Below are 25025 nucleotides of genomic sequence, written 5' to 3'. Positions count from 1 at the left end.
TATCTATCAGGTCTAGTCCGTGCCGCGACACCGGATTAATTTCTGGAAGACCATAAGTCGGCACTCCAACTGTAAAGCTGAAAGGCTGTTTCTGAAACCATCCCTTTGCGTCAAAATCCCCTCGTCTAACCTACAAATCGCCCTTGAGCAGATCGACCGCTTCGCGCACCATATCAACGGTGGCATCGTCCTCGATCGTACTCAAGTCGCCAATATTATCACCCTGATACACGGCACGGATCACGCGGCGCATGATCTTACCGGAGCGCGTCTTGGGCAGCATGTTGACAAAGTGGATTGCATCGGGCGTGGCAATCGGGCCGATGCGCTCACGTACAAGCTGCGTAATCCCACGACTGACACCGTCGCGGTCGGCAGGGGCAATGTGCTGCTTGAGTACCGCCAGCACCAGGACACCCTCGCCCTTGAGTTCGTGGCGCACACCGATCACGGCGGCCTCAGCAACCGCAGCGTGCCCAGAGACCGCCTCTTCGATCTCGCGGGTACCCAAGCGGTGGCCAGAGACATTGAGGACTTCGTCGGCACGGCCAAGCATCCAGAAGTAGCCATCTTCATCCTGGATGGCGTAGTCGCCAGTCATATAGACCTGCTTGCCCTTAAAGTGTTCCCAGTAGCTCTTGAGGAAGCGATCATCATCGTTCCAGAGGGTCATGAGCATACCGGGCGGCAGCGGGCCATGGTCAATCATAAAGCCCTTCTCGCCCCGTGGGATGGGGTTACCATCGGCATCAACCACCTCAAGGTTGTGGCCAAAGGCGGGCTTGGTGGGCGAACCAGGCTTGATCGGCAGCATCTCGACGCCGACCGGGTTGGTAAGCATACTCCAACCGCTCTCCGTCTGCCAATAGTGGTCAATCACCGGCACCTTGAGCGTCTCGGAGGCCCACTCGTAGGTCGGGGCATCGAGCGGCTCACCGGCGGCATAGATGATGCGCATCGAGCTAATATCGGCATTCTTCATCCACTGGTCGGGGAACTTCCGCAGCGCCCGCAGCGCCGTCGGTGCAGTGAAGACATGAGTAACGCCATACTTCTCGATCACCCGCCACCAGACTCCGGGATCGGGATGGTCGGGGCGACCCTCGTAGACAATCGTGGGCACGCCTTTGAGCAGTGGGCCATAGACGATATAGCTATGCCCGACAACCCACCCAATGTCGGAGGTGGACCAGTAGACATCGCCATCGCCACAGTTGTAGATCTGGCTCATCGAGGCGTGCAGTGCCACCATATAGCCGCCGGTGTCACGCACAACCCCCTTGGGTTTGCCAGTAGTGCCGGAGGTGTAAAGAATATAGAGCGGATCGGTGGACTTCACCGGCGTAGGTTCGATATACTGCACCCCGCGCTTTTCAAGCTGCTCGGCCCAATCGAGATCGCGGCCCTTCTTCATCTCAAAGGGCACGAGGCCACGGTTGAGTACAAGCACATCGCGCACACTATCGGTGTCAGCCGCCTCAATCGAGCGGTCAACAATATCCTTGAGCGCAACCGGCAAGCCTTTACGCATACCGGCATCAGCGGTCACAATCAGCACCGGCTCGGCATCATCAATACGCGACGCGAGCGAGCTAATCGAAAAGCCCCCAAAGACCACCGAGTGGATCGCGCCAATCCGGGCGCAGGCGAGCATCGAAAAGATCGCCTCGGGCACCATCGGCATATAGATAATCACCCGGTCGCCCTTGCGTACCCCTAAGTTATGGAAGACCCCCGCGAGCTTATTGACTTCGCGGTAGAGTTCAAAGTAGGTCAATGTGCGCGACTGACCAACCTCAGGGCTCTCCCAAATCAGCGCAGCCTGGCCACGGCGCGGGCCAAGGGCATGGCGATCAACTGCGTTATAGCAAAGATTGGTTTCACCGCCAACAAACCAGCGATAGAAGGGTGCATTACTCGCATCAAGGACCTTATCCCACGGCTTATACCAATGCAACTCTTCAGCAAGTTCACCCCAAAAACCTTCAGGGTCTTCAATCGAACGGCGGTGTAGCTCCGCATAGCCCATTGCGATGGCCTCCTCTCTGAGGAACTAACATATAGGAGAACAAATGGACAAAAAACAGGGAAATAGCGCAACGGATGACCACATCAGCCGCACGAGGGCAGTCCTGTTGTAAAGCATCCCTTACAAAACCTGTATACGCCAAAAGATAGCACATAGCAGGCAAGGACGCAAGATTTGGGGGGTGTTATTGGGTAGCTTCGTTCCTAACCTCGGCCCACGCAAGCTGAAAGGCCAACTGGCGCAATTGGCCCACTTGCGGCCCTTGGAGTGCAATCAGGTCGAGGGCGTCGGCAATGAAGGTGGGGCTGCTGAATTCAACCACGAGGGTTGCTCCGGCTGGACGGGCGGGTAGCGGGAGACAGTGTTCTGCAAGGTTGCGGGTCAGTTCAAGCTGGCCGATGGCTTCGCCGTCGAGGGCGATGCGTACCTGGGGCAGGGCGAGGTCGTGCGGCCAGCCCAGGCCACTGAGGGCGAGACAGAGTTGGCGCGGTTGGCCGTTGCCTGCGGCGGGGAAGCGTAGTGCAGCATGGCCGGTGGCCCAACGGGTGGTTGCGCCAAGATCGGGATCGTAGCGCCCCAAGTAGAAGCCGTGGATATAGCCAAGATCGTTGTCGTCGGCGAGATCGATGCGTTGGTTGGGCAGCGGCGGAGGAAAGAACCAGCGCCATGTCCAGTCTACCGGATTTACGTTGTCTACTAAGGTGGGGCCGAATTCACGCCGGGCGGCGGCAAGTTCGCCCTGTTGGCGCAAGAGTTCCCCCACGATCACGGCGGTCTGCCAGGCATGCAGTGGGCGCTCGGGCGCAGTAGCGAGGCGCTCAAGGCCAGCGGCGGGACGGCCTTCAAGTGCGTCGAGCAGCGGCCAGCCCATAGCGGCAGCATAGCTTGGCAGGGCGGGATTAGCTAGAGCCTGGCGCGTAGCAACAGCATCGCCCGCACCCAGGGCTGTCGCAAGGGCTTGTTCAGCCTCGTAGCCGCTGCGGGTGCGTAGGGCCAGTTGGGTATTGGCTAGGCTCGATGGGTAGGGGCCAAGGTATGATGACCATGTGGCCGCTTGACCTTCAGCACGCGGCTCAAGGTAGGCATAGGGCGCTGTGGCTACCAGCAAGAGGAGCACGCCCAAACCAGCACAGAGTTGCCCGTAGCGCCTACGCAAAACGTCGCGCCATAGCGGTAGGGCAACCAGAGCGCAGGCCGCCAAGATGAAGACAAAGGGCATGAGTGGGATGCGAAAGCGGTTGATCGCAAAGAGCAAGGGGGCCACCCCCAGATTGTAGAGCAGCCAGAGGCCGATGAGGGCAAGCAGATAGGCGGGAGGCGAGAGGCGAGAGGCGAGAGGCGAGAGGCGAGAGGCGAGAGGCGAGAGGCGAGAGGCGAGAGGCGAGAGGCGAGAGGCGAGAGGCGCTGGTATGCTCTGTGTAGCTCTGCGTTGTTGCGTGCCTTTGCGCTCTTTTGCGGCAATGCTTCCGTTTTCTGCCTGCCCATAAACCCCTTGGCGCATGAGCGCCCAGCCCAACAGGGCCAAGGGGAGACTCAAGACATAGAGCGTATCGTCGAGGATAAAGAGTGCCCAACTGTACCATGGTGGCAGCCAGCCCAAACTAAAACCGTGGCTGAGGCGTTCTGCGCCGGTGTAGTTGATCTTGAAGAGATCAACCAGTTCGTTGAGGCTTTTAGTGATAAAAGCACCCGGTTTGGCCCAGAGCAGACACCAGCCCTCGGCGCTCAAGATCGCTTGGCGCTCCGCTTGGCTCAAGGCTGGGGCGCGTTCGAGTGCGGCGAGCAGTGCAGCATCCTCGCGGGCGTAGAGGCATGTAGCGGCTTGACGCTCACTCCCATCGGCGTGGTAGCGTGCGGCAAGCAGAGCGTGGCGCTGATCGAGGCTCAGGTGCGGCAGCAGCAAGGCCAAAACCAGATTGCGCGTGGGTTCGTCGCTGCGCCCGCCATCGAAGGCCGTCCGCGCCCCCAAGGCTAGATTGAAAGCCCCAGTGGTGTCTACAACCATTGGCCCGCCGTAGGCCCGCGTGGCATAGAGCGACCATGGGGCGATGGTGAGGACACAGGCCATGATGAAGACAATCAGGGGACGTATAGGGGTTTTACGACAGAGACACAATGGCCGCGCTCGGTAAGCGTACCAAAGGAGTACCAACCCAACGAGCGGGATAAACCCCAAGGTCAGCCCCCGGGTCAGTGTAGCCAAGCCAAGCAAAACGCCAGCCGCAGCAACCATCATGCTACGCTGCCCTCCTGCGCCGAGCAGCACAAAAGCCCCTAAGAGCAGGCTCACAAAGAGCGTTTCGCTGAGGAGCAGTTGGGTATAGCTGGCTAAGGGCAGGTAGAGCGCAACGAAGAGCGCGGCGAGAGCGGGGGCGGCAGCGAGACGCGGCAAGCCGTTGGTAAGTTGACGGGCTAAGAGGTAGGTCAGGAGAACATTGAGCAGACTGAGGAGATTCTGGGTGAAGAAGATGGGCTCAAGGTTACGCCCAAAGAGCGCAATGTGGCCACCGAGCAAAAGAGGGTAGAGGGGGGCACGGGTCCAGAGGTACTGGGTATGCCACGCGAAACCGCGTCCGTGGGCGAGCCAATCGGCAGCGGCGAGATATTCGGCTTCATCCGAGATAAGCCCGGTACGCGGCAGGTTGCCCCAGAGCAAAAGGCGCAGGATGAGACCTAACCCCAACGCGAGCAGGAGCGGCCAGTGAGTACGGAGCAGGGGCATAGCGCTTTCGGGAAGGTTTCAGAAAAGCGGAAGGTCGCGGAAGGTCGTTGAACCAAATACATATCAATTACCCTTGTGGTGAATAATAGCAATTGCCCTTGAACATGCCGCATTATCAAGAACGCTAACGCCCATTGAAACGTCATGTTCGGCAATCTACAATCTACAATCTACAATCTACAATCGTACATGGTATCACACCCCTCTACTGCTTACCGATCCCCCTTGACGCCGTCGTTCACGCAGGCTCAGACCCTCATTACTCGCTTCGCGGGCAATGATTTGGCTCACCACATCCACCAGTTCATCCGAGTCGACCGGGCGGGTCAGGAAGGCATCCACCCCCAAGCCAGCCGCTTGCGCCTCATCGGAAGCGCGGCCACTTGCCGTAATCATCACAATGGGCAGGGTACAGAGTTGACCATCGGCGCGCAACTGTTGCACCAAGTCGAGCCCGTTGAGGCGCGGCATGCGGAGGTCGGTCACGATCAGATCAATTGGCACACTACGGAGTGTATTGAGCGCATGCATGCCATCGGAAGCCATCATGACCGCAAAGCCACTCTGTTCAAGCACAAACTCCAACAAACGATTGTTGGGGGCATAGTCGTCAACAACAAGAACGGTAGGCATAAGCAACCTGCTTCCTATAGCAAGATTCGTAAAACGCTTACGAAATCTGCCGTTTCATCACAATCAGAGTTTGATCATCATCCTGTGATCGTCCTTGGCCAAACTGATCGAGCGCCTCGAACATCCCGGCGGCAATGCCTTCTGCTGATCGTGTACGCAGGGCTGTAACTAACGTCAACAGGCGTTCAATCCCAAAGCTCTCATCATCGGCCCCCCGCATATCGGAGAAGCCGTCGGTTGCAACTACCAGGAGATCGCCGGGGCGCAAGCGCAGTCGCTGATTGCGACTATAGTTGATCGCGAGAACCCCAATGGCGGTACCATCAGCACGTAACAAGATCGGTTCGGCATCGTAGGGTTGGTAAATCACCGGCGAGTGGCCAGCATTGGCATAGGTGAGCGTATGATCTTTGGTGTCGTATTGACCAATAAAGGCCGTTGCAAAGACCCCCACGCGCGTAAAGTCACTATACAGATCTTCATTCGATTGGCGCATCACCGATTCGGGCGTAGGGTAGGGCATAAAACGCGCCTTACTATGAATCGCCGAGCGGGTCATGGTCATGAGCAGCGCCGCCGAGAGCCCCTTGCCAGTCACGTCGCCAGTAACGAACATAAAGGGCCGCCCCTCTTGAATGATGAAGTCGTAAAAATCGCCGCCAACCTCGTAGGCTGGCCGTGAGGCAGCATAGATATCGAGGCCCGCGATGTGGGGCAGGTTGCGTGGTAGCAGATCAAGTTGCACCCGCCGAGCCAGATCCATCTCGGTACGCAGTTTCGCTTGGTCAAACATCTCTTTGTAGAGCAGGGTACGTTCGATCTGGACACTCGCTTGGTCAGCGATAGCGCGCAGTAACTTCTTATCGGGCGCACTAAACTCGCTTGTAGTAGAAGCAAGCCCCATGCCTGCAAGATATGCGCCACGAACCTTAATGGGTAGATGTAGGATCTGACAGGTGGTAGGGTCACCGGTAGTCTCAAGTGCAACATCAACAACATGCTGATCTTGTTCATTCGCCTGGGCTTGCCAGAAGAGTTGCCAGAGCAACTCAGGCTGTAAGCTCGGCCCAGGAAGCTGTACCAAGAGCGCCGTCTGTGCATCAACCGGCACATACATCGCATAGCCATGTTGGGCCTTAATCATACGCATGGCCTCGCTCACGACGGCGCGCAACGTCTCCTCGACCGTCAAATGATCACGCATCGTCTGCGTCAGACGATAGAGTGCCACCTGCTGATCCTGACTCGTCACGAGATCAGCGGTCATCTGTTGCAATTCACGTTCAAGCTGCAGCGTATAGGCGAGCATAGTAGCATCGGCACGCAGCCGCTGTTCATACATTAAGCCATGCAGGCCAGCTACCCGCAACTCACCCAACTCCTCATCCTCAAGCATAATCGGCGCTCGCAGGCTTGGCCGCGCAAGCAGATGGCCTGCTGGCCAATAGGCCAACAGATAATCCTCCTGACTCACCCCGAAGGCGGTAGCCCCCATTGCTATCCACGCATCTGCAAGAGCCTTGAAGCGCGCATACTGTGAACTTAGCAGTGCTACTAGCATGAAGATCTCGTCACGCGGCCTCTAGTTGGTAAACGCCTGCATTGCTTGTTCTTCATCGGGATAGATTGAGAAGGCTTTATCTAAACGTGTCAGTTCAAAGATCATATAGACCGGACGGCGCATGCCGCAGAGCAACAGTGTGCCTTTGTACTGCTGACAGCGCTTCATGGCCTGCACTAAGGTAGCTAATGCTGTAGAATCAACAAACGTGGTATGCGTAAGGTTTACGAGTACACGCGCCCCAGGTGTTGACGTAACCTGATCAAGCCATGCTGCCACCGGAGGCACCGTATTGGTATCAAAGCGCCCGATCAGTTCGAGAATGTTGACATCGCCGTGCAAGCGCGTGGTCATCTCCATATGCGCATACCTTCCTAGAAGAAGAACAGGGGAACGGGAGAACAGAAGAACAGAAGGACAGAAGAACAGGGGAACAGGGGAACAGGGGAACAGGGGAACGGGAGAACAGAAGAACAGAAGAACAGGGGAACAGGGGAACAGGGGAACAGAAGCGATCTTGCAACAACTGTATTACGGAGTTTAGTCTAGCCCTGTTATACCATGAGGTTGTAACCAAGTTGCAATGTGCCAACGCCCCTTATCATAAAGGCAAAAGATGACAATTTGGTGAGTCGCGTTGCGCTCAAGATGAATAATTGTCATTTGGGAAATGCTCGCAGAAAGGGGCCGCCTGCGCTATGCAGGCGGCCCCTTAGACCTTGAAGCCTTGGTTACCTCGCCCAATGGGGAAAAAAGGGGAATGTGTGGGGTGGTGCCACCTGAATCAGTGTTTGAGACGACAATGGGGGGCATTGCCGTGATGACACCATTCATCAAGAGGATCAAGCATTCCAGGTTGCATCCCTGGCCATGCGGGTGAAGCACCCTGCCCGACGGGCGTCTTGCAGGTGTGCCTGTGGTAATTAGGATGGCTACATAACGCTTGGCTTCACTTTGCAGTATAATCCCACTCTGTGCTGTTGTCCAGAGAAAAACCATAATTTTTGGTTGTGCTATCTTCACTTGCTTGCTTGTGGGCTGCCGCCCACAAGCCCGTTCGGCATGTGTCTCACGACAGTGGTATACTATGGGGGCCAAGCCCCCAAAAAAAACTCTTTTTTGTTCCATTTTGGCGGCTTCGCCGCCAAAATGGAACAAAAAATGGGGTCTGGGGCGTAGCCCCAACAGCGGGTTTTAGGGCTGCCGCCCTAACGTCATGTGTAGGTGAGGCGAAGCCTCACCTAAGAGAATAGTAGCGTAGCATGCAGGCACAAGATCAACAATCTATCCCTAGCCCTCCACTTGAATTACGCAACTACCGGCTGACAGAGCAGTTGCACCAAGAAGAGTTGGCAACGGTCTATCGGGCCACCCATCTGACCCTTGATCGGCCTGTGCAGATGCATCTCTTGCGACGCCACGATTGGATTTCGGTCAGCCGCTTTCAGTTGGCGGCGCGCTTGTCGGCCCATGTGAGCCATCCCAATCTGGTGCCGGTCATTGACGCAGGCCACGATGAGAAGCTCGGTGATTATCTTGTCACTCCACAACTCGATGCCCAACTGCTGAGTACCCTGTTGGCTGATGGCCCCCTGCCGGCGATGCTCGCCATCCGCATTACCACCCAGGTTGCTGCGGCCCTCGACTATCTGCATAGCCAAGCGGTCTTTCACCGCGATGTGCAACCGGCCAATATCCTTGTTGGTGCCGAGGGGGTGACCTACCTCGCCAATTTGAGCTTGGCAGCAAGCCCCGATACGCCTGATCTCAGTAGTATTGATGAGGCCGATTATCTCACGCCCTATTCGGCTCCAGAGCAGAAGTTGGCCCAAGGCGAGGCAGGAACCGCGCTCGATATCTACAGCCTTGGCGCGGTCGTTTACCATATGCTCTCCGGTGAGGTGCCACCTACACCGGGTAGCGATCTGCCTAGCTTGGCCCGCCGCGATCCCGGCCTGGCCCCTGCCGATCGTGTGGTGGCTCGCATGCTTGCGCCCCAGCCCACAATGCGCTTCACCAGCGCCGGGGCCGCCGTTGCCGCCCTGCGCCAGGCTCTGCGCGACCAGATTGACCACGCGACTGCCGATATGGAGGAGTCACGCTGGGAGGCGACCGCTGAGTGGCTGGATAATCCCTTTGAAACCGCCATTGGTGCAACGCTCGATGATCGTTTCCGCGACTTTGTTGGGGGGAGCCGCGCCCGCGCCGATGAATTGCACCGCCGCGATGTCATTCGCCGCCTCTTGAACCGCTGGAGCCAGAAAGGCTACTTTCGCCGCCGCGCCCTCGGCCAATTGATCATCCCCGAACAGATCGTGAGCTACAACGTCTACTTCTACGAACTGCGTACCCTCTATGAACAACGCTTGCCCCCTGAAACCCGTGTCCGCCCCCAAGCCCCCACCGACCGCGATGATAACCCGCGCCCCCCTGATCTCTGGGAGGTGACGTTGCCGGTTGAGCTTGCGTTTGAGTCGCTGGAGGAACGTACCGAGGTGCTGCCCAATTCGATTCAGGTCAATAACTGCCCCGAATGTATGGGCGCGAAATATGTTCGCTGTAAAGATTGTAAAGGCAGTGGTCTGCTTGAACAGGAGCGCAAGGTCTCTAATCCTGATCGCACCACCGGGAAAGAATCAGTCCCCAGTATCTGCCCTACATGCGTTGGCTCCTCAAAGCAGCAATGCCCCCAGTGTAAGGGCACAGGTGGCATTGCAGAAGAACAGGTCTTTCGTTGGTCGCGCCGGGCCAAGATCTTTGAAAATAGCGACGATATTGATGATCTGCCCGCCCTCGCGCTCAAAAAGCGGCGCCAGCCAGTCTTCTCCGGTACCATCGATCCCTACGAAGGCCGCTGGCATAGTGTCGCACCCGTCGCCGAGTTGCTACGTACCGTCATCCAAGAGGCTGGCAAAGATACCCGCATCGTCGCTGCTGAACTCAACATCGAAGGTGTGCCCATTACCGAAATGGATGTACTCCTTGATGAGAAACCCCATCGCCTCTATATCGTTGGCTTTGATAAAGAATGGATCGGCGACTGGTCACTGCTCAATAGCGAACGGGTGATCCTTGCGGTCATTGTGGTTATCTTGGCGCTGCTCTTTGTGCTTGCTCTGATCTTGGGGTAGAAAAACTCTGTTAGCGCGAAGAAATCCTGGGCCGCGCCGCTTGGCTTCGACAGGCTCAGCCAGCGACGCGGTGGGTCGGTGGCTGAGCTTGTCGAAGCCAAGCGACGCGGTGGGTCGGTGGCTGAGCTTGTCGAAGCCACCGACCCACCGTATGCCAGCCCCAAGGCGTGCCGCCTACACATGTAAACGCAAACGCCAACAATTGATCAAATTACCTAAACGCCGATAGCTTAATTGATCGAGCGCCTTGGCCGCAATTGCTAGCCCACGCCCATGCTCCTGCATGGCGTCGGGTAGGCGGTAGTGCGACGGCGGATCAACCCATGGGCGACCCCAATCGGCAATGCGTGCCTCGAGCAAGCACGAGGTGAGCCGTAGGCGCAAGACAATTTCGCCACCACTTGGCTCGACTGCATAGCGTAAAATATTGGTCATCACCTCGCATAAGGCGGTGCTAAAGAGCAACTGCTGCTCACAGTCTACCGGCGCAACACACCAAAATTCTTCGAGGATGAGATGGAGTTGCTCAATGCAGATGTTGGGATCGGTGCTGAGTACGAACTGCTTTTCGATAGCTTTGTGCATATGGCGCTACCCCAAATCCAATGCTGCCGCAACGTCTGCATAGGGCCGTAAGAGTTTGTTGAGCGTAGTCAGGCGCAGCAATGTTTCGGCTTGATCGTTGATCGCGGCTAGACGCAAATCGCCGCCCGCTAAACGTGCGATCTTGAGGCTGCCGATCAGCGCCCCTAGCCCTGAACTATCAATAAAAGAGACCGAACTCATGTCAATGACGAGGATAGAACGTCCTTCCGCAACCTCTTGTAGTAGGCGCTGCCTTAATTCGCCAGCAACTAAAAGGTTGAGACGCCCCTGGAGGTACACAATGGCAGTTGTGGGTTCATGAGGGGTGATGGTGATCTCCATTGAGCTTCCTCCTTTGAGTCTGTCTGAAAAATCTATGAACTGGTGCTGGAGTACCGGCTTTAGCCGGCTAAAGCCGGCACTCCAGCGCGTGCCCACTAGCTCTTCAGACAGTTTCTTCGATGCCTTTAGCTGGACGCGAGTTGACGCACCAAGACCACCATAGTTAAATCGTCGGTCAAGGGGCCAATCAGCGTGGGCAGCGCCAAGAGCCGCTCGATGATCGCCTCTGCCGCCATACCGTCGTTGAGCAGATCGTTGATCTGGAAGGGGTCGTCGGCAAGGGCGGGCCATGGATCGAGTAGTCCGTCGCTGAAGAGAATCAACGCATCACCAGGCTCCAAGTAGTCTTCGCCCTGCGCATAGCCCGGATCAGGCAGTACGCCAAGGGGCATGCCCCGTGGATCGAGGCGTACACACGCCCCGCCATGACGCCGAATAAAGCTTAAACCATGGCCTGCATCTACATAGGTGATGCGGTTGTTGGTGAGATCGAGTTGCACATGGCAGAGGGTGACAAAGCTACTGGCCTGTTCGAGATCGTCGTGCAGCGCTTTGACCGCGTAGCGCATATTGATTTCAGGTGGGGTGTTGCGTGCGACCGAACGGATCACCGCTCGCGTTGTGGTCATGAGCAGCGCCGCCGACATGCCTTTGCCCATCACATCGCCAAAGGTGAGGTTGAGCAGATCGGGGGCCGGATGATGCCAATCGTAGAAATCGCCCCCCACTTCGCGCGCCGGGATGCAGCGCGCCGCGAGACTGTAGCCCGCTAGGGCCGGCGCTCGCTGCGGCAGGAGCTCGGCCTGGATCTGTGCGGCATGCTTCAGTTCAGCCTCAAGTTCGCGCCGTTTCTTGTCGAGCCGTCGTTGTAGTATCGCGTTCTCGTGGCGTAAGCGCTGATTGGCCAGGGTGCGCTCGAGGGTGGTGCGGAGCTCGCTATACTCCAACGGTTTGCGCAGGTAGTCGTTGGCCCCGTGGCGCATCGCATTGATCGCAATCTGCTCTGAGCCAAAGGCGGTGGTCATAATCACCGCAGGATCAGGGCTCTGCCGCCGCAACTGGATCAGCACATCGAGCCCACTCACTTCGGGCATCGATAGATCAATGATGGCCACATCAATGCCACCCTGGGCAATCCGACTCAGTGCCTCACTGCCGCTCGCTGCTGTCTCGATGCGGTAGCCCGAAGCACTCAGCCAGAGTTGGATCAGTTCGCGGATGTTGGGATCATCATCAACCACCAAGACCAGCGGCGCAGGCGCTTCAACAACGAGCTTGGCCGCAAGTGGGCTCTGGCGTAAACCCTGGTCGTGCATTGCAGCATCACTGTTCGCAACTTGGTTGCGTCCATGACGCTTCGCTTGGTAGAGCGCAAGATCGGCTAAAGCAACCAGCATACTGGGATCACTGTCTGCCCCCATTTCGGCCACACCTGCCGAGAAGGTGACGCGCAGTGGCCCTGTACTGCTCTGATGCTCAATCCGCGCAAAACGTTCACGGATGCTGTCAATCACTAACATGGCACTGGCCGCTGAGGTTTCGGGCATGACCACAATGAACTCTTCACCACCATAACGCCCAATCAGGTCGGTCGTTCGCAAACGCTGTCGCAACATGCGTGCCAAGCTCTTCAGAATACGATCACCCACAATGTGGCCGTACTGGTCATTGACGCGCTTGAAGTTGTCGAGATCAATCAGAGCAATCGAAAGCGGCTGATCGGTGCGTCGCGAACGGGCGGTTTCGCGCAGCAGCAGGTCTTGGGTCACACTATGGTTGAAGAGGCCGGTGAGCCCATCGCGTACCATCAGACGGCGCATGGTGCGCGCCCGCTGGATGCGGCTGCTGATCGCAATCACCAGATGCTTCAGATCGATCGGTTTGGTTAGGAAGTCATCACCCCCGTGGGTCAGTGCCGCCAACTGAGCGGTGCGGTCGCTTTCGCCCGATAGAAAGACAATCGGCATGCTGTGGTATTCGGGCTGCTGACGAAAGACGGCGGCCAACTCTTGACCACTGCAATCAGGCATGTACATGTCGAGCAGCAATAGATCGGGTTGCAGGTCGGCCAGTAGTACTGGGGCTTGCAATGGATCGTTGGTGGTGATAACGCGCATGCCAGCGACGCGCAGCGCCAGCGCGTAGGCCTCGGCCATCAGCGGCGAATCGTCCACAATCAGCACCGTGTAGGGTTCGGGCGTGATGCGCTGGGTAAGCTGATCAATCTGGTCAATCAGGGTACTCACATCAACGGGCCGCGTAAAATAGGCTCGCCCGCCCGCCCGCACTGCCGCAAGGCGTGAATTAAAATCGGGCGGGGCGGCAATGAAGATGATGGGCAAAGGGCCAGCCTCAAGCTGATTGAGTTGCTGGGCAAGCTCAATCCCAGCCTGTTGACCCTCATCAAGCTCAAACTCAAGGATGGCAAGATCGGGGCGTGTTGTATACGCAGCCGCGAGCAGCGCCTGGCCACTGGTAAAGGAGCGTGTCTTGTACTCGAAGTAGGCGATCTGGTTGGCTAACATCGCGCTATACTCTGGATCAGCACTGCCAATGTAGATGCACATAGTACTCGTTTGCGCCGCTGCACTGAAGAGACTAGCCGGACTAAATGCGCTCTGTTCGTTCAAGGGGCCATTAACTGCGGCATCTTCCAAGCGGATAACCTCCGCATCAAGTTCCGCTAGTTGCGAGGAGCTCAAGCGCTCACCATTGAGCAGGCGATGGAGCGCATCATCAAGCGAACGCGCCGCTTCACTAACGCCCGGCAGCCCAAACGTTGAACCTGAACCCGCTAAATTGTGGGCCTGACGTCGCAATTGCTCCACCTCCGCCTGATGCCAAATGCCCGCCCGTAGGCGCGACCAGCGTTCGCTAATTTGTTCGATCTGCTCGTCCAGTTGGATGACATAACTCTGATGCAAGGCGGCCAAATGAGCCAACGTTTGCATTTGGCGTTCTTCTGTACTCATGGGTTGCATTCCTTAATATCGTAATCTGGCGCTACATTGCCGTCTTGCATCTCCGCTATGCGACAACCCTTTGCTATAATGAACGAAGGTTAGGGCAAACTTATGGCATGGCGGTGCAAGGTCACTACCTTGACCCAACTACATCGCTCTGCTACACTGTCCCACCATAAGCAGTAGTTTGGAAATGTATGGCGAGCGTTACTCTCAAGCCTGGGCGCGAACGGCCTCTGCAACAGTACCACCCCTGGGTCTTCTCAGGGGCAATTGGTGCTACCCGCGATCAGCCGGGTGCTGGCGCGGTGGTTGAGGTGTTGGATGCTGCGGGCGCGTGGCTGGCGCGGGGCTTCTACAGTAGCACATCACAGTTACGGGTGCGCGTCGCCACCTGGCAACACGATGAAGCGCTGGATAGCGCGTGGCTGCGTCGCCGCCTCGCCCAAGCGATCCAAGCCCGTGCGCCCTTGATTACCCATGCGACCAGCGCCTGTCGTTTAGCTTTCAGCGAATCTGACGGCTTACCTGGGCTTATTGTAGATCGTTATGGCTCGTTCTTGGTGGTACAATTATTGACCCAAGCGATGGCGGCTCGTGCCCATGAGATCATCGGAGCTTTGGTTGAACTGGAAGAGCCTGATGGGATCTATGAGCGTAGCGATGCCGAGGTGCGCGCCAAGGAGGGTCTGCCCGCCCACGAGGGTCTCCTCTGGGGCGCAACCCCGCCCGCACAGTTGCGCCTGCGCCCAATCCAATTGCCCGGTACATGCGTTGAACCGCCCCCGCTCCTCGTTGATCTCTGTGGCGGGCAGAAGACGGGCCACTACCTTGATCAGGCCGTGAATCGTGCCCGCGTGGCTGCCTATAGTCGCGGAGCGCGTGTACTCGACTGCTTTTGCTACAGTGGCGGCTTTAGCCTCTATGCTGCGCTCAACCGGGCCGCGAGCTTGACCCTGATTGATAGCGCGCCTGCGGCGTTGGCTTTGGCGCGGGCCAACCTGGCCCTGATCGCAGCCCCGCCCCTGATCGAATATGAGGTAGGCAATGTCTTTCAGGTGCTGCGGCGCTACCGGGCCGAACATCGGCGTTTCGACCTCATTATTCTTGACCCACCCAAGTTTGTGCATAACCAAACTCAGAGCGAACGGGCCGCCCGGGCCTACAAAGACATCAATCTGCTTGCGTTGCAACTGCTTGCCCCCGGTGGAAGCTTGGCTACCTTCAGTTGTTCCGGGTTGCTCTCAGCCGACTTGTTCCAGAAGATTGTCTTTGGGGCTGCGGTTGACGCCCGCCGTGAGGTGCAGATCATCGAACGGCTTGGCCATGCCCCCGATCACCCGGTTCGCCTTACGTTCCCCGAAGGTGAGTACCTCAAGGGATTTATTTGTCGCGTTGCGTAGCTCTAGGGGCTCAAGCCCCACCCCCAATCAGGGGGAGAATACCCGGCACACATTATGAGCCATACCATCTTCGATGACGGACATATCGCGAGCCCCACCGGCTACCGTGCGACAGGCATTTCGTGCGGCCTCAAAGATGGGAGCAAGGCGCGCGATGTGGCGCTCGTCTATTCACTTCATCCCGCTAATGTCGCGGCTATGTTTACCACAAGCCTCACGAAGGCTGCCCCCGTCTTTCTGAGCCAGGCCATTCTGTCGCGGAACCGCGATGCCATGCGCGCAATCTTGATCAATTCGGGCCAAGCCAATGCTGGTACCGGCCAGCCCGGCTTGACCGATGCGGTTGAGTGTGCCAAGCTGGTCACCGATGAGCTTGAGATTCCCCGCGATGGCGTACTCGTCATGTCTACGGGCTTGATCGGCGTCCCACTGCCGATGCAGAAGATGCGCGAGGGGATTAAGCGTGCCGTGAGTGAGTTGGATAGCGGCGGTGGCCGCCGCGCCGCAGTGGCGATGCTTACTACCGATAGCCGCCCCAAAGAACGGGTACTGCGCCTTCAATTGCGTGAGGGCCAACGCTGTACCCTCGCAGGCATGGCCAAAGGTACGCGCATGATCCATCCGCGCCTCGCTACCATGCTCTGCGTGATTACCACCGATGCCGCAGTTGAACAACGCCTGCTTCAGCGCGCCCTTCAGCATAGCGTGTCCTATAGCTTCAATCGGATGAATGTGGACGGCGAGGCCAGCCCCAATGATGCCGTGATTATGCTCGCCAATGGGGCCGCCGATGCCCGGCCCATCAATGATCCAACCTCGCGTGAGTTTACCGCCTTCCAGAGTGCCCTTGATGTCCTCTGTGCCGATCTCGCCCAACAGATCGTGCGTGATGCCGCTGGCAGTGGGAAGATCATCCATATCTATGTGCGCGGGGCCGCCGATGAACCCACCGCCCTCGCGATTGCCGATAAAATCGCCCAGTCCCGCTCGCTCCGCTCCGCACTGCGCCGAGGCATGCCCGAATGGGGCGCAGTTATGGCTGCAGTTGGCTCCAGTTCGGTTGAACTGCGTCCCGAATTGATCGATATTCGCCTTGGTAGCGTGCGCGTACTCCATGAAGGCGCCGGAACACCCTTCGATATGACCGGTGCCCTCCAAGCTGTATCGGGGCCGGAGATCGAGATTACTGTTGATCTAAACCTTGGCCCGGTTGAGGTGCACGTCCTTAGCTGTACTTGGTTTGAAGATTAAGGGAAGGCTTGTAGGCTAGGTTATCGTTTGCGAGGACGCGAGGATGCGAGGACGCGAAGCCCTCGCCTCTTCGCCTCTCGCATCCTCGATAGATGACAGCCACCTTTCCTAAGGACTACACACACCATTGAGGATGTTATGACCCGCCAAATCCCACTCTTTCCCTTGGGGACAATTCTGTTTCCTGGGGCGACCATCAATCTGCATATCTTTGAAGAACGCTATCGCATGATGATCGGACGCTGCCTGGAGGAGCAGATACCCTTCGGAATTGTGTTGATTCGCCAGGGTGATGAGGTGCTTGAGGGCCGTAGCGCAGCCCGCTCGGCGGAACCTTACCTGGTTGGCACCATGGCGGTAATTAATGCCCACCTGCGCCTTGATGATGGCCGCTTCCTCATTACCGCCATTGGCCAAGAACGCTTTCGCATCCAAACGCTGCTCCAAGAGAGCCCCTACCTCGTCGCTTCGGTTACCCCACTGCCCGAAGAGGACGGCAAAGATTCCAGCGCAGCCGCCAGCGAGCTACGCTCGATCTACGAACGCTACTGGCAGGCGGTCTCGGCTGCGACCGGGGCTACGCTCCAACCCGAAGATCTCCCCGATGATCCCAATCAACTCGCCTATCACCTCGCCGACCGCCTCCAAGTCACCCTCGACCGCAAGCAGCGCTGGCTCGAAGGCGACCTGCTCACGCGCATCCGCGAAATTGCCAACGATCTACGTGCCGAACTGGCCCTGATGCCTTCCAGCCAGCGCCGCCCCGACGAGGGGCTCTCTGGTATGAATAGTCTTAATTGAAGTGGAAGCTTGCTGCGTTGGTATTGGTGGCGGGAATCCACCAATACCAACGCGCCAAGCTTCTTAGAAGCTGTCTAAAAAGCTCGTGGGCACGCGTTGGAGTGCCGGCTTTAGCCGGCTGAAGCCGGCACTCCAACGCCAGTTCACAGAGAACCATCCCTATGATCATTGGTCTCTGCACCCTCCACCTCAGCATCCCTGCGGCCCATTCGCTCAAAGAGAAGCGCCAGTATGTGAAGTCTATCATTGCCCGTGTCCGCAATGAGTTCAATGTCTCGATTGCCGAAGTGGACGATCAAGACCTCTGGCAGAGCGCTGTACTCGCTATTGCCTGCGTTTCCACTGCCCAGAGCTACGCCCATGGCCAACTCGAGGCGGTCGTCCGCTTCATTGACCGCACCCGCCCCGAATGTCCCATTGGCGCCTATGAGATTGAGATGCTTTGAGAGCATAACAAGTAGTAGGTAGTAGGCAGTAGGTAGGAGGTAGTAGGCAGCCGGACATGGCCTGCCAATGAAATTTTGACGTTTCTTTTCGGCTATCGGCCTATCGGATTTTCGGCTATCGGATTTTCGGCTATCGGATTTTCGGCTATCCCATGAACGATCTCCACCAGCCCTATCCTCTGTTGGCCCTCGTGGGCCAAACTGAATTGAAGATGGCGTTGCTGTTGGGGCTGATTAATCCCAATGTCGGCGGGATGCTACTGAGTGGCCCCTATGGTGTTGGTAAGACGACCGCAGTACGGGCGTTGCTCGATCTCATGCCGGTGGTTGAGCGGACGCCTAGCGAGGAAGGCGGCCAGTCGCAGCACGAGCGCATGCGCCTCGTGGAACTGCCCCTCAATGCCCGCCTTGAAGATGTGGTGGGGGGCGTAAATGAACGGATTGCCCTAGAACAGGGGCGCATCCAACTCGAGCCGGGCGTCTTGGCGCTGGCCGATGGCAATCTGCTCTATGTTGATGAAGTCAATCTACTCGATGCAGCGGTGGTTGATGCAATTCTCGATGCTGCCGCGCAAGGGCGCACCTTTGTGCGGCGCGGCCCCATGACGCGCCTCTTTGCCAGCCGCTTCATCCTCGTTGGCTCAATGAACCCGGAAGAGGGCGAGTTGCGCCCGCAGATCATGGATCGCTTTGGGCTGCGCGTCTGGGTAGCGCCCCTCGATGATCCGCGCCAGCGCCTTGAGGTCTACCGGCGTAGCCAAGCCTTCCGTAGCGACCCGGGGGCCTTCCGCGTGGCCTATGCCAACCAGACGAGCGCCCTTGCGGAGGAGTTGGCATCGGCGCGCGCCATTCTGCCCCATGTCAGCGTGCCACCAGCAATCGAAGAGCAAGCCCTCAAGCTCGTGCAGACGCTCAACATCCCCTCGCACCGCGCCGAGATCGCACTGCTCGAAGGGGCGCGCGCCCGCGCCGCCGCCGACTTTCGTAACAGTGTCAACAGCGAAGACCTGCGCCGCGTCGCGCCCCTCGCCCTGCGCCAGCGCCACAGCCCCCACATCGCCCAACATTCCCAACGCATCGCCGCCGAACAGACCGCCATCACCACAGCCCTCGACCAGATCATCAGCCCGCCGCCCAAACCACGGCGACGACGCAACACCATCGGCCAGCTTGAGGAACTTGAGTAGTACCATTTCAGATTGCAGATTTTAGATTTCAGATTGTAGATTGCGAGGACGTGCCTCACCCATATCGTGCAAAATTGTAAAGCTACTGCAGATTGCAGATTTTAGATTTCAGATTGTAGATTGCGAGGACGTGCCTCACCTGAACATGCCGCATGATGAAGAACGCGAAAGCCCATTGGAACGCCATGTTCGGCAATCTACAATCTACAATCTACAATCTACACTCATGCCAGCCTAGCAGCGACGACAACGCCCAAAGAGCTCCAAAAGGTGGCCTTGAACCTCGAAGCCTTCGCGGGCCAAGAGTTGGGTGAGGCGTTCAATCGCGCCACAGCCTTCAAGCATGAGCGTAGTGCCACAGCGGGTACAGATGGCATGGTGGTGGTGCCCAGGCAGGGTACGGGCATAGGTGTAGTCGCCCCGATCAGTCTGGATGCGCGCCAGCCAGCGGTGTTCGCGTAGCCATTCGACCGCCCGGTAGGCCGTTGCTCGCCCAACCCCAGCCGGGTGCTTGGCCAGGGCAAGGGTGAGCGCCTCTGCGCTGAATGGACGCTCTTGGTCTGCGATCCATGCGATGATCGCTAGGCGCGGGGCGGTGATGCGCTGCCCTTCGGCACGCATGGCCGCTTGAACTTGGCTGCTCCACGTTGCGGGAAGCTGATACAAGGTTGGCATGTTGTCACCTCAACATCGTTGCTGCGGCTACCACTGCGCCAGCACGGCCCGTGCGGCCCGTGCGGCGGCGGCGCGGTGGCTGATCTGGTTCTTACGTTCGGCAGAAATTTCAGCCAGGGTGGCATGCTCATCGAGCAGGTAGAAGAGGGGATCGTAGCCAAAACCGCCACTGCCTTTGGGTTCAAACTCGATGACACCGGGTAGTGTGCCTTCGACCAATTGAGTGGCATGGCCTGGCCGGGCCAAAGCGATCACACAGACAAAACGTGCTAGCCGCGCATGCCAAGGAATCGCCTGCATCTGATCGAGGAGATATTGGAGTTGCGCCGGGCCAGTGACCCCACCATAGCGCGCTGAGTAGACCCCCGGAGCGCCGCCGAGGGCTGCGACTTCGAGGCCGCTATCGTCGGCAAGTGTGGGGAGGCCACTAAGCGCCATGTAGCCTTCGGCCTTGAGCGTGGCATTGGCCGCAAAGCTACTGCCATGCTCTTCAATGTCATCCGTAATCCCAAGATCGTCCAGCGTCCGCAGCGTCAACTCAAGCCCAGCAAAGATCGCCGCAAACTCGCGCAGCTTGCCAGGGTTGTGGGTAGCAATCAGCAGTTCGTGCATAAGGCCCTAAGAGTAAGGTTTCAGAAAGAACTATTCAGCTTCACAGTCGGCATCTAATGGCATCTTGTAGCTTGAATGGCTAGAGCCAAGACACCACACGCAGATCGATCACCGCTTGGATGCGTTGGAAGTCGCGGTCTGCCGAAACAAGGGTAGCGCCGTGACGTTTGGCGCATGCCGCGATCCAGAGATCATTGTCGGTGATGCCAATCTGGGCCAAGGTAGTATTCCGCCGCTTGGCACGTTCCTTTGGCCCAAAGCGATCAATCAGACGGGCTTTGATGGTACCGTACCAGTCGGCAGTGGCTTCGTCAATCGCAAACACTTCAATCCCAGCAAGCATCTGCTCAACATGCTGCATGTTCTCTCTCTGGCGTTCCGACTTGAATGCCATATAGAGAAGTTCACCACGCACGATAGTACAGGTTGTTACTTTCGTTGCTCCAAGTTTTTGTAAATATGCGATCACGCTCTGTTGACCGTGAATAATCAGGCTAATATGGTTGGTGTCAAGCAGATACACTAGCCCTCCAATGGTGTGCGTGTTGCGTAGACTGAGGCAAGACACTCTTCTAGGTCATCTCCAACCCAAGAGCCAGCAAAAGCTAAAAGCGACTCGGCTGTGCTTGGCGGGGGCGTTTGGCGCTTTTCTCGTGCGATATGAAGTTCTCTGATGGTTTCTTCTACTCGGAGATCGCGCAAGCGGGCTTCGCGCTCCTGTTCATGCTGCTCAAGCAGGCGTACCGCCTCGCGTATGACTTCGCTGACATTCGTGTAGCGCCCGCTGGCCACACGAGCTTCTACCCATTGTTGCAGATAGGGTGTAAGTGTAATGCTTAGGTTGCTCATAGTTTGGCTCCTTTCTGGCTTGCTGCTCCTACATTGTAGCACTCTGTCACTACACCCATGCGATGTTTGTCTCACAAAATCAAATCTAACCATATTCTAACGCATCGTTAGTGCCATGCCGATCACAACATGCTACGATTGATGGGAGCAGGCTGTGTATCTCTTGAAGAATTCTTTTGCGTTCGTGTTGGCGGCTTCGCCGCCAACACGAACGCAAAAGAGAATTTTGGGAACTTGGTTCCCTCCCATATTAAGGAGAATCATCATGTCATTCAATACAAATCGCTTAACCGAAAAATCCTACGAAGCATTGATTGCCGCCCAGGGGGCGGCAGAACGTACCGGCAATAGTGAGGTTCAGCCGGAGCATCTGCTCTTTGCACTACTTGATCAGGGTGAAGGGGTGGTGCCCCAGGTGTTGGTGAAGCTGGGGCTGGCTGTTGGTGCCCTGAAACAACAGGCCAATGCAGAGATTCAAAAATTGCCGCGCATCAGTGGCAGTAATGTTCAGCCCCAGTATAGTTCACGCATGCGCAATGTGATCACGCGTGCCTATGATGAATTGGCAAGCTTTGGTGATGAGTATGTCTCGACGGAGCATCTGCTCTTGGCGTTGCTTGACCATGCCGGGGGTGGGGCTGAACGCCTCTTGAAGCAGGCTGGACTCAATCGTGCCGCATTGCTCACTGCGCTGCGCGAAGTCCGTGGGGCCCAACGGGTCACCTCGCCCAACCCGGAAGGTACCTATGCCGCCTTGGAGCAGTATGGGCGCAATTTGACCGAGCAGGCCCAGCGTAACAAGCTCGATCCGGTGATAGGCCGTGATGAGGAGATCCGCCGCGTCATCCAAATTCTCTCGCGGCGCACCAAGAACAACCCTGTGCTGATTGGCGAGCCCGGGGTGGGCAAGACCGCCATTGTGGAGGGGTTGGCCCAACGGATTGTGCGCGGCGATGTGCCCGAGTCGCTCAAGGATCGCAAGGTGGTCGCTCTCGATATGGGCGCGCTCATTGCGGGTGCAAAGTATCGCGGTGAGTTTGAAGAGCGCCTCAAGGCGGTGCTGAAGGAGATCCAAGAGCGCGAGGATATTATCCTCTTCATGGACGAACTGCACACCATGGTTGGGGCAGGCGCGGCTGAAGGCGCAATGGACGCCGGGAATATGCTCAAGCCCATGCTCGCCCGTGGCGAACTCCACATGGTGGGCGCAACTACCCTTGATGAGTATCGCAAACATATCGAAAAGGACGCCGCCCTCGAACGGCGCTTCCAGCCCGTGCTTGTGGAACAACCCACGGTTGAGGACACCATCAGCATCCTACGCGGACTCAGAGAGCGCTACGAGACCCACCACGGCGTGCGGATTACCGATGCGGCCCTCGTGGCGGCTGCGGTTCTCTCCGACCGCTATATCTCCGACCGCTTCTTGCCCGATAAGGCGATTGACCTGATTGATGAGGCGGCAGCCCGTTTACGCATGGAGATCACCTCCGATCCGCAGGAGCTTGACGATCTCAAGCGGCGCATGATGCAGCTCGAAATTGAGCGCGAGGCGCTCAAGCGCGAGACCGACCGCTCCAGCAAGGAGCGTCTTGAGAAGTTGGAGCAGGAGTTGGCCAATTTGCGCGAACAGCGCAATGCGGTCGAGAGCCGCTTGCAGAATGAGCGTGGCCAGATCGAGGCGGTTCAAAGCATCAAGGAGCAGATTGAGCAGACCCGCGTGGCGATTGATCAGGCCCAACGCCAGTATGACTACAACAAGGCTGCTGAGTTGCAGTATGGCACCTTGGCGGGCCTTGAGCGCAAGCTGCACGAGGCCGAAGCCAAGATTGCCGAGGAGGGTTCCAGTCTCTTGCGCCAGGAGGTGCGCGAGCAGGATATTGCCGAGATGATCGCCCGTTGGACGGGGGTGCCAGTGAGCAAGTTGCTCGAAGCGGAGGTGGAGAAGCTGATCAAGATGGAGCAGCGCCTGCACCAGCGCGTGGTTGGCCAAGCTGAGGCGGTGGCTGCGGTGGCCAATGCGGTACGGCGTGCCCGTGCCGGCCTACAAGACCCCCAGCGTCCCTTGGGTTCCTTCCTCTTCCTGGGGCCCACGGGCGTCGGCAAGACCGAACTGGCCCGTGCGCTGGCCGAGTTCCTTTTCGACGACGAGCAGGCCATGATCCGCCTCGACATGTCCGAATACATGGAGAAGCACACCGTCGCCCGGCTGATTGGTGCCCCCCCCGGCTATGTCGGATACGACGAGGGCGGCCAACTCACCGAAGCGGTGCGGCGGCGGCCCTATGCCGTGCTGCTCTTCGACGAGATCGAAAAGGCCCACAGCGATGTCTTCAACGTCCTGCTGCAAGTCCTCGACGACGGACGTTTGACCGACGGCCATGGGCGGGTAGTCAACTTCAAAAATACCGTCGTCATCATGACCAGCAACATCGGCTCGGCCATGATCCAAGAGATGACGCAGGATGGCGTGCAGGAAGAGGAAGTTCGCGGAGCGGTGCTAGACGAACTGCGTAGCGAACTGCGCCCAGAGTTTCTCAACCGCATTGACGAAGTGATCGTCTTCGGCCCCCTCAGCCGCTCGCAGATTGGCCAGATTGTGGAGATTCAGCTTGGGCGCTTACGCCACCTCCTAGCCGAACGCAAACTGAACCTCGAATTGAGCGACGCTGCGCGGGCACGTCTCGCCGAAGAGGGCTACGACCCAGTCTACGGAGCGCGGCCCCTCAAGCGTGCGATCCAGCAACGCCTCCAGAACCCCTTAGCACTCGAGTTACTCCAGGGCATCTTTGGCGAGGGCGACACCATCATGGTAGACGTAGGGCCAAAGGGTTTCAGCTTTGAGAAAGCCTAATACCATGTACGATTGTAGATTGCCGATTGCCGATTGCCGAACATGGCGTCCCAATGGGCTTTCGCGTTCTTGATCATGCGGCATGTTCAAGGGTCATTGGTTTCAGACCTGCCAGGTCTGCGCCGTTGGGTCTCTGGGTCTACACATGGCGGCTGCACGGCGCCCACCTCGCAGGTCGTTTGTCCGCGTTCCATGAGTACATCCTTGACACCGCATCCAACACTTCCAAAAAACTGTATACCTGAAACCCACAAGTGTTTAAGGGCGGAAAGAATTTTTGTGCGGGTACCTGCGGCTTCCTGATGGGGATGCGCCGGTTGGCCCTCACCCCCCTACCCCCTTCGGCAAGCGGCCCCTGAGCTTGTCGAAGGGGGTAGGGTGTGAGGGCCATCCCGCGCACCCCAAGAATCCTGTAGGGGCGTAGCAGCGGCCCCCTTGGGAACCATGCCCACACCGAGAATGTAAGGCCGCTGCTACGCCCTCCCATCGGCATCGCGCCCTCCCGTGGCAATGGGACGGAGCCATTGGGAGCCCATGCATGTTGTAGCAACAACCCACCCCATTGCCCCCACCACGCATGCGATGGGTTGACGATCTTCCCCGGAAAGGGCGTAGCAGCGGCCCGTACACTCCCTCCTGCGCGGTGTTCCCTGGGGAGGGCCGCTGCTACGCCCCTACATTGCCTTACGACGTGATGCCATGCGTTCTCCATGAATGTGTGGCAAACACATCGCCCATCGCAACGCGATACGACGGGATTTTGTGGCGAACACATCGCCCATCGCAATACAACGTAGGGGCGTAGCAGCGGCCCCCCAAAGGAACCATACCTCCACATCAAGATGCTCAAGGGCGGACAGAACCTGGGCTTCCGCAGCCTCCGATATGGCATTGGGATGCGATGGATGGCCCTCACCCCCTACCCCCTTCGGCAAGCGGCCCCTGAGCTTGTCGAAGGGCAGGGCACCGCCGCTCCCACGT

At 57.9% G+C, this 25025-nt stretch carries 19 protein-coding genes; 7 read left to right on the top strand and 12 right to left on the bottom strand.

Going from position 1 to position 25025, the window contains the following annotated elements; all coding sequences use genetic code 11:
• Positions 1-130 precede the first annotated feature (130 nt).
• The 5 genes from acs to CJ255_RS14370 all read right to left on the bottom strand — a co-directional run bounded on the left by acs (position 131) and on the right by CJ255_RS14370 (position 7305).
• On the bottom strand, positions 131-2029 hold the full coding sequence (acs, locus tag CJ255_RS14390) for an acetate--CoA ligase (protein ID WP_097644796.1): 1899 nt from the start codon (positions 2027-2029) through the stop codon (positions 131-133).
• A gap of 184 nt (positions 2030-2213) precedes the next feature.
• A complete protein-coding gene (locus CJ255_RS24465; RefSeq protein WP_245863444.1) occupies positions 2214-4751 on the bottom strand; it encodes a glycosyltransferase family 39 protein in 2538 nt (845 codons plus the stop codon).
• 195 nt (positions 4752-4946) lie between these two features.
• The gene (locus tag CJ255_RS14380; protein ID WP_097644795.1) at positions 4947-5384 is read right to left on the bottom strand and encodes a response regulator; all 438 of its coding nucleotides are present in this window, start codon (positions 5382-5384) and stop codon (positions 4947-4949) included.
• A gap of 37 nt (positions 5385-5421) precedes the next feature.
• Positions 5422-6945 (bottom strand): PP2C family protein-serine/threonine phosphatase, encoded by a 1524-nt coding sequence (locus CJ255_RS14375; RefSeq protein WP_097644794.1) that lies wholly within the window; start codon positions 6943-6945, stop codon positions 5422-5424.
• A 21-nt stretch (positions 6946-6966) separates the two neighbouring features.
• Positions 6967-7305, bottom strand: coding sequence for an STAS domain-containing protein (locus CJ255_RS14370; RefSeq protein WP_097644793.1), 339 nt, complete (start codon positions 7303-7305; stop codon positions 6967-6969).
• Between the two features lie 902 nt (positions 7306-8207).
• On the opposite strand from CJ255_RS14370, the gene CJ255_RS14365 reads away from it, so the two are divergent.
• On the top strand, positions 8208-10076 hold the full coding sequence (locus CJ255_RS14365) for a protein kinase domain-containing protein (RefSeq protein ID WP_097644792.1): 1869 nt from the start codon (positions 8208-8210) through the stop codon (positions 10074-10076).
• A gap of 174 nt (positions 10077-10250) precedes the next feature.
• On the opposite strand, the gene CJ255_RS14360 is transcribed toward CJ255_RS14365, so the two are convergent.
• The 3 genes from CJ255_RS14360 to CJ255_RS14350 form a co-directional block, all read right to left on the bottom strand.
• Complete coding sequence (locus CJ255_RS14360) at positions 10251-10661, bottom strand: ATP-binding protein (protein ID WP_097644791.1); 411 nt, start codon at positions 10659-10661, stop codon at positions 10251-10253.
• Positions 10662-10667: 6 nt separating this feature from the next.
• Complete coding sequence (locus tag CJ255_RS14355) at positions 10668-11003, bottom strand: STAS domain-containing protein (RefSeq protein WP_097644790.1); 336 nt, start codon at positions 11001-11003, stop codon at positions 10668-10670.
• A 125-nt stretch (positions 11004-11128) separates the two neighbouring features.
• A complete protein-coding gene (locus tag CJ255_RS14350; protein WP_245863443.1) occupies positions 11129-13975 on the bottom strand; it encodes a response regulator in 2847 nt (948 codons plus the stop codon).
• Positions 13976-14163: 188 nt separating this feature from the next.
• Here CJ255_RS14350 and CJ255_RS14345 point away from each other — a divergent pair, with 188 nt between their 5' ends.
• From CJ255_RS14345 to CJ255_RS14325, 5 genes are all read left to right on the top strand, one after another.
• Positions 14164-15369, top strand: a complete 1206-nt coding sequence (locus CJ255_RS14345) for a class I SAM-dependent rRNA methyltransferase (protein WP_097644789.1) — start codon at positions 14164-14166, stop codon at positions 15367-15369.
• 54 nt (positions 15370-15423) lie between these two features.
• Positions 15424-16620: a bifunctional glutamate N-acetyltransferase/amino-acid acetyltransferase ArgJ gene (gene argJ, locus CJ255_RS14340; protein ID WP_097644788.1), complete on the top strand. Its 1197-nt coding sequence runs from the start codon at positions 15424-15426 to the stop codon at positions 16618-16620.
• Positions 16621-16758: 138 nt separating this feature from the next.
• The gene (locus CJ255_RS14335) at positions 16759-17421 is read left to right on the top strand and encodes an LON peptidase substrate-binding domain-containing protein (protein ID WP_097644787.1); all 663 of its coding nucleotides are present in this window, start codon (positions 16759-16761) and stop codon (positions 17419-17421) included.
• 161 nt (positions 17422-17582) lie between these two features.
• Positions 17583-17867, top strand: a complete 285-nt coding sequence (locus CJ255_RS14330; RefSeq protein ID WP_097644786.1) for a DUF503 domain-containing protein — start codon at positions 17583-17585, stop codon at positions 17865-17867.
• A 152-nt stretch (positions 17868-18019) separates the two neighbouring features.
• Positions 18020-19054, top strand: a complete 1035-nt coding sequence (locus CJ255_RS14325) for a magnesium chelatase ATPase subunit I (protein ID WP_097644785.1) — start codon at positions 18020-18022, stop codon at positions 19052-19054.
• A 234-nt stretch (positions 19055-19288) separates the two neighbouring features.
• Here the strand turns inward: CJ255_RS14325 and CJ255_RS14320 are convergent, their stop codons facing one another.
• The 4 genes from CJ255_RS14320 to CJ255_RS14305 all read right to left on the bottom strand — a co-directional run bounded on the left by CJ255_RS14320 (position 19289) and on the right by CJ255_RS14305 (position 21190).
• The gene (locus CJ255_RS14320; RefSeq protein WP_097644784.1) at positions 19289-19729 is read right to left on the bottom strand and encodes a Fur family transcriptional regulator; all 441 of its coding nucleotides are present in this window, start codon (positions 19727-19729) and stop codon (positions 19289-19291) included.
• A 27-nt stretch (positions 19730-19756) separates the two neighbouring features.
• Positions 19757-20341, bottom strand: a complete 585-nt coding sequence (gene rdgB / locus CJ255_RS14315) for an RdgB/HAM1 family non-canonical purine NTP pyrophosphatase (RefSeq protein ID WP_097644783.1) — start codon at positions 20339-20341, stop codon at positions 19757-19759.
• 79 nt (positions 20342-20420) lie between these two features.
• A complete protein-coding gene (locus CJ255_RS14310; protein WP_097644782.1) occupies positions 20421-20864 on the bottom strand; it encodes a type II toxin-antitoxin system VapC family toxin in 444 nt (147 codons plus the stop codon).
• A complete protein-coding gene (locus tag CJ255_RS14305; RefSeq protein ID WP_165774720.1) occupies positions 20864-21190 on the bottom strand; it encodes a type II toxin-antitoxin system ParD family antitoxin in 327 nt (108 codons plus the stop codon). The genes CJ255_RS14310 and CJ255_RS14305 overlap by 1 nt, the downstream gene beginning before the upstream one ends.
• A gap of 265 nt (positions 21191-21455) precedes the next feature.
• On the opposite strand from CJ255_RS14305, the gene clpB reads away from it, so the two are divergent.
• Positions 21456-24044 carry an ATP-dependent chaperone ClpB gene (gene clpB, locus CJ255_RS14300; protein ID WP_097644780.1) on the top strand — a complete coding sequence of 863 codons (2589 nt, stop codon included), beginning with the start codon at positions 21456-21458 and terminating at the stop codon, positions 24042-24044.
• The last annotated feature ends 981 nt before the right edge of the window (positions 24045-25025 follow it).

Origin of the sequence: Candidatus Viridilinea mediisalina (assembly GCF_002532535.1) — a bacterium.
In the GTDB taxonomy this organism is placed as follows: Bacteria; Chloroflexota; Chloroflexia; order Chloroflexales; family Chloroflexaceae; genus Viridilinea; species Viridilinea mediisalina.
This window is presented reverse-complemented; position numbering and strand designations above follow the sequence as displayed.

What these genes read in the sequence shown, in the direction of transcription:
- rdgB (WP_097644783.1), bottom strand. Translation starts at nt 20,341, where the DNA reads ATGCACGAACTGCTGATTGCTACCCACAACCCTGGCAAGCTGCGCGAG.
- CJ255_RS14345 (WP_097644789.1), top strand. Translation starts at nt 14,164, where the DNA reads ATGGCGAGCGTTACTCTCAAGCCTGGGCGCGAACGGCCTCTGCAACAG.
- argJ (WP_097644788.1), top strand. Translation starts at nt 15,424, where the DNA reads ATGAGCCATACCATCTTCGATGACGGACATATCGCGAGCCCCACCGGC.
- CJ255_RS14320 (WP_097644784.1), bottom strand. Translation starts at nt 19,729, where the DNA reads ATGCCAACCTTGTATCAGCTTCCCGCAACGTGGAGCAGCCAAGTTCAA.
- acs (WP_097644796.1), bottom strand. Translation starts at nt 2,029, where the DNA reads ATGGGCTATGCGGAGCTACACCGCCGTTCGATTGAAGACCCTGAAGGT.
- CJ255_RS14325 (WP_097644785.1), top strand. Translation starts at nt 18,020, where the DNA reads ATGAACGATCTCCACCAGCCCTATCCTCTGTTGGCCCTCGTGGGCCAA.
- CJ255_RS14380 (WP_097644795.1), bottom strand. Translation starts at nt 5,384, where the DNA reads ATGCCTACCGTTCTTGTTGTTGACGACTATGCCCCCAACAATCGTTTG.
- CJ255_RS14305 (WP_165774720.1), bottom strand. Translation starts at nt 21,190, where the DNA reads ATGAGCAACCTAAGCATTACACTTACACCCTATCTGCAACAATGGGTA.
- CJ255_RS14360 (WP_097644791.1), bottom strand. Translation starts at nt 10,661, where the DNA reads ATGCACAAAGCTATCGAAAAGCAGTTCGTACTCAGCACCGATCCCAAC.
- CJ255_RS14365 (WP_097644792.1), top strand. Translation starts at nt 8,208, where the DNA reads ATGCAGGCACAAGATCAACAATCTATCCCTAGCCCTCCACTTGAATTA.
- clpB (WP_097644780.1), top strand. Translation starts at nt 21,456, where the DNA reads ATGTCATTCAATACAAATCGCTTAACCGAAAAATCCTACGAAGCATTG.
- CJ255_RS14350 (WP_245863443.1), bottom strand. Translation starts at nt 13,975, where the DNA reads ATGAGTACAGAAGAACGCCAAATGCAAACGTTGGCTCATTTGGCCGCC.
- CJ255_RS14335 (WP_097644787.1), top strand. Translation starts at nt 16,759, where the DNA reads ATGACCCGCCAAATCCCACTCTTTCCCTTGGGGACAATTCTGTTTCCT.
- CJ255_RS14370 (WP_097644793.1), bottom strand. Translation starts at nt 7,305, where the DNA reads ATGGAGATGACCACGCGCTTGCACGGCGATGTCAACATTCTCGAACTG.
- CJ255_RS14330 (WP_097644786.1), top strand. Translation starts at nt 17,583, where the DNA reads ATGATCATTGGTCTCTGCACCCTCCACCTCAGCATCCCTGCGGCCCAT.
- CJ255_RS14355 (WP_097644790.1), bottom strand. Translation starts at nt 11,003, where the DNA reads ATGGAGATCACCATCACCCCTCATGAACCCACAACTGCCATTGTGTAC.
- CJ255_RS24465 (WP_245863444.1), bottom strand. Translation starts at nt 4,751, where the DNA reads ATGCCCCTGCTCCGTACTCACTGGCCGCTCCTGCTCGCGTTGGGGTTA.
- CJ255_RS14375 (WP_097644794.1), bottom strand. Translation starts at nt 6,945, where the DNA reads ATGCTAGTAGCACTGCTAAGTTCACAGTATGCGCGCTTCAAGGCTCTT.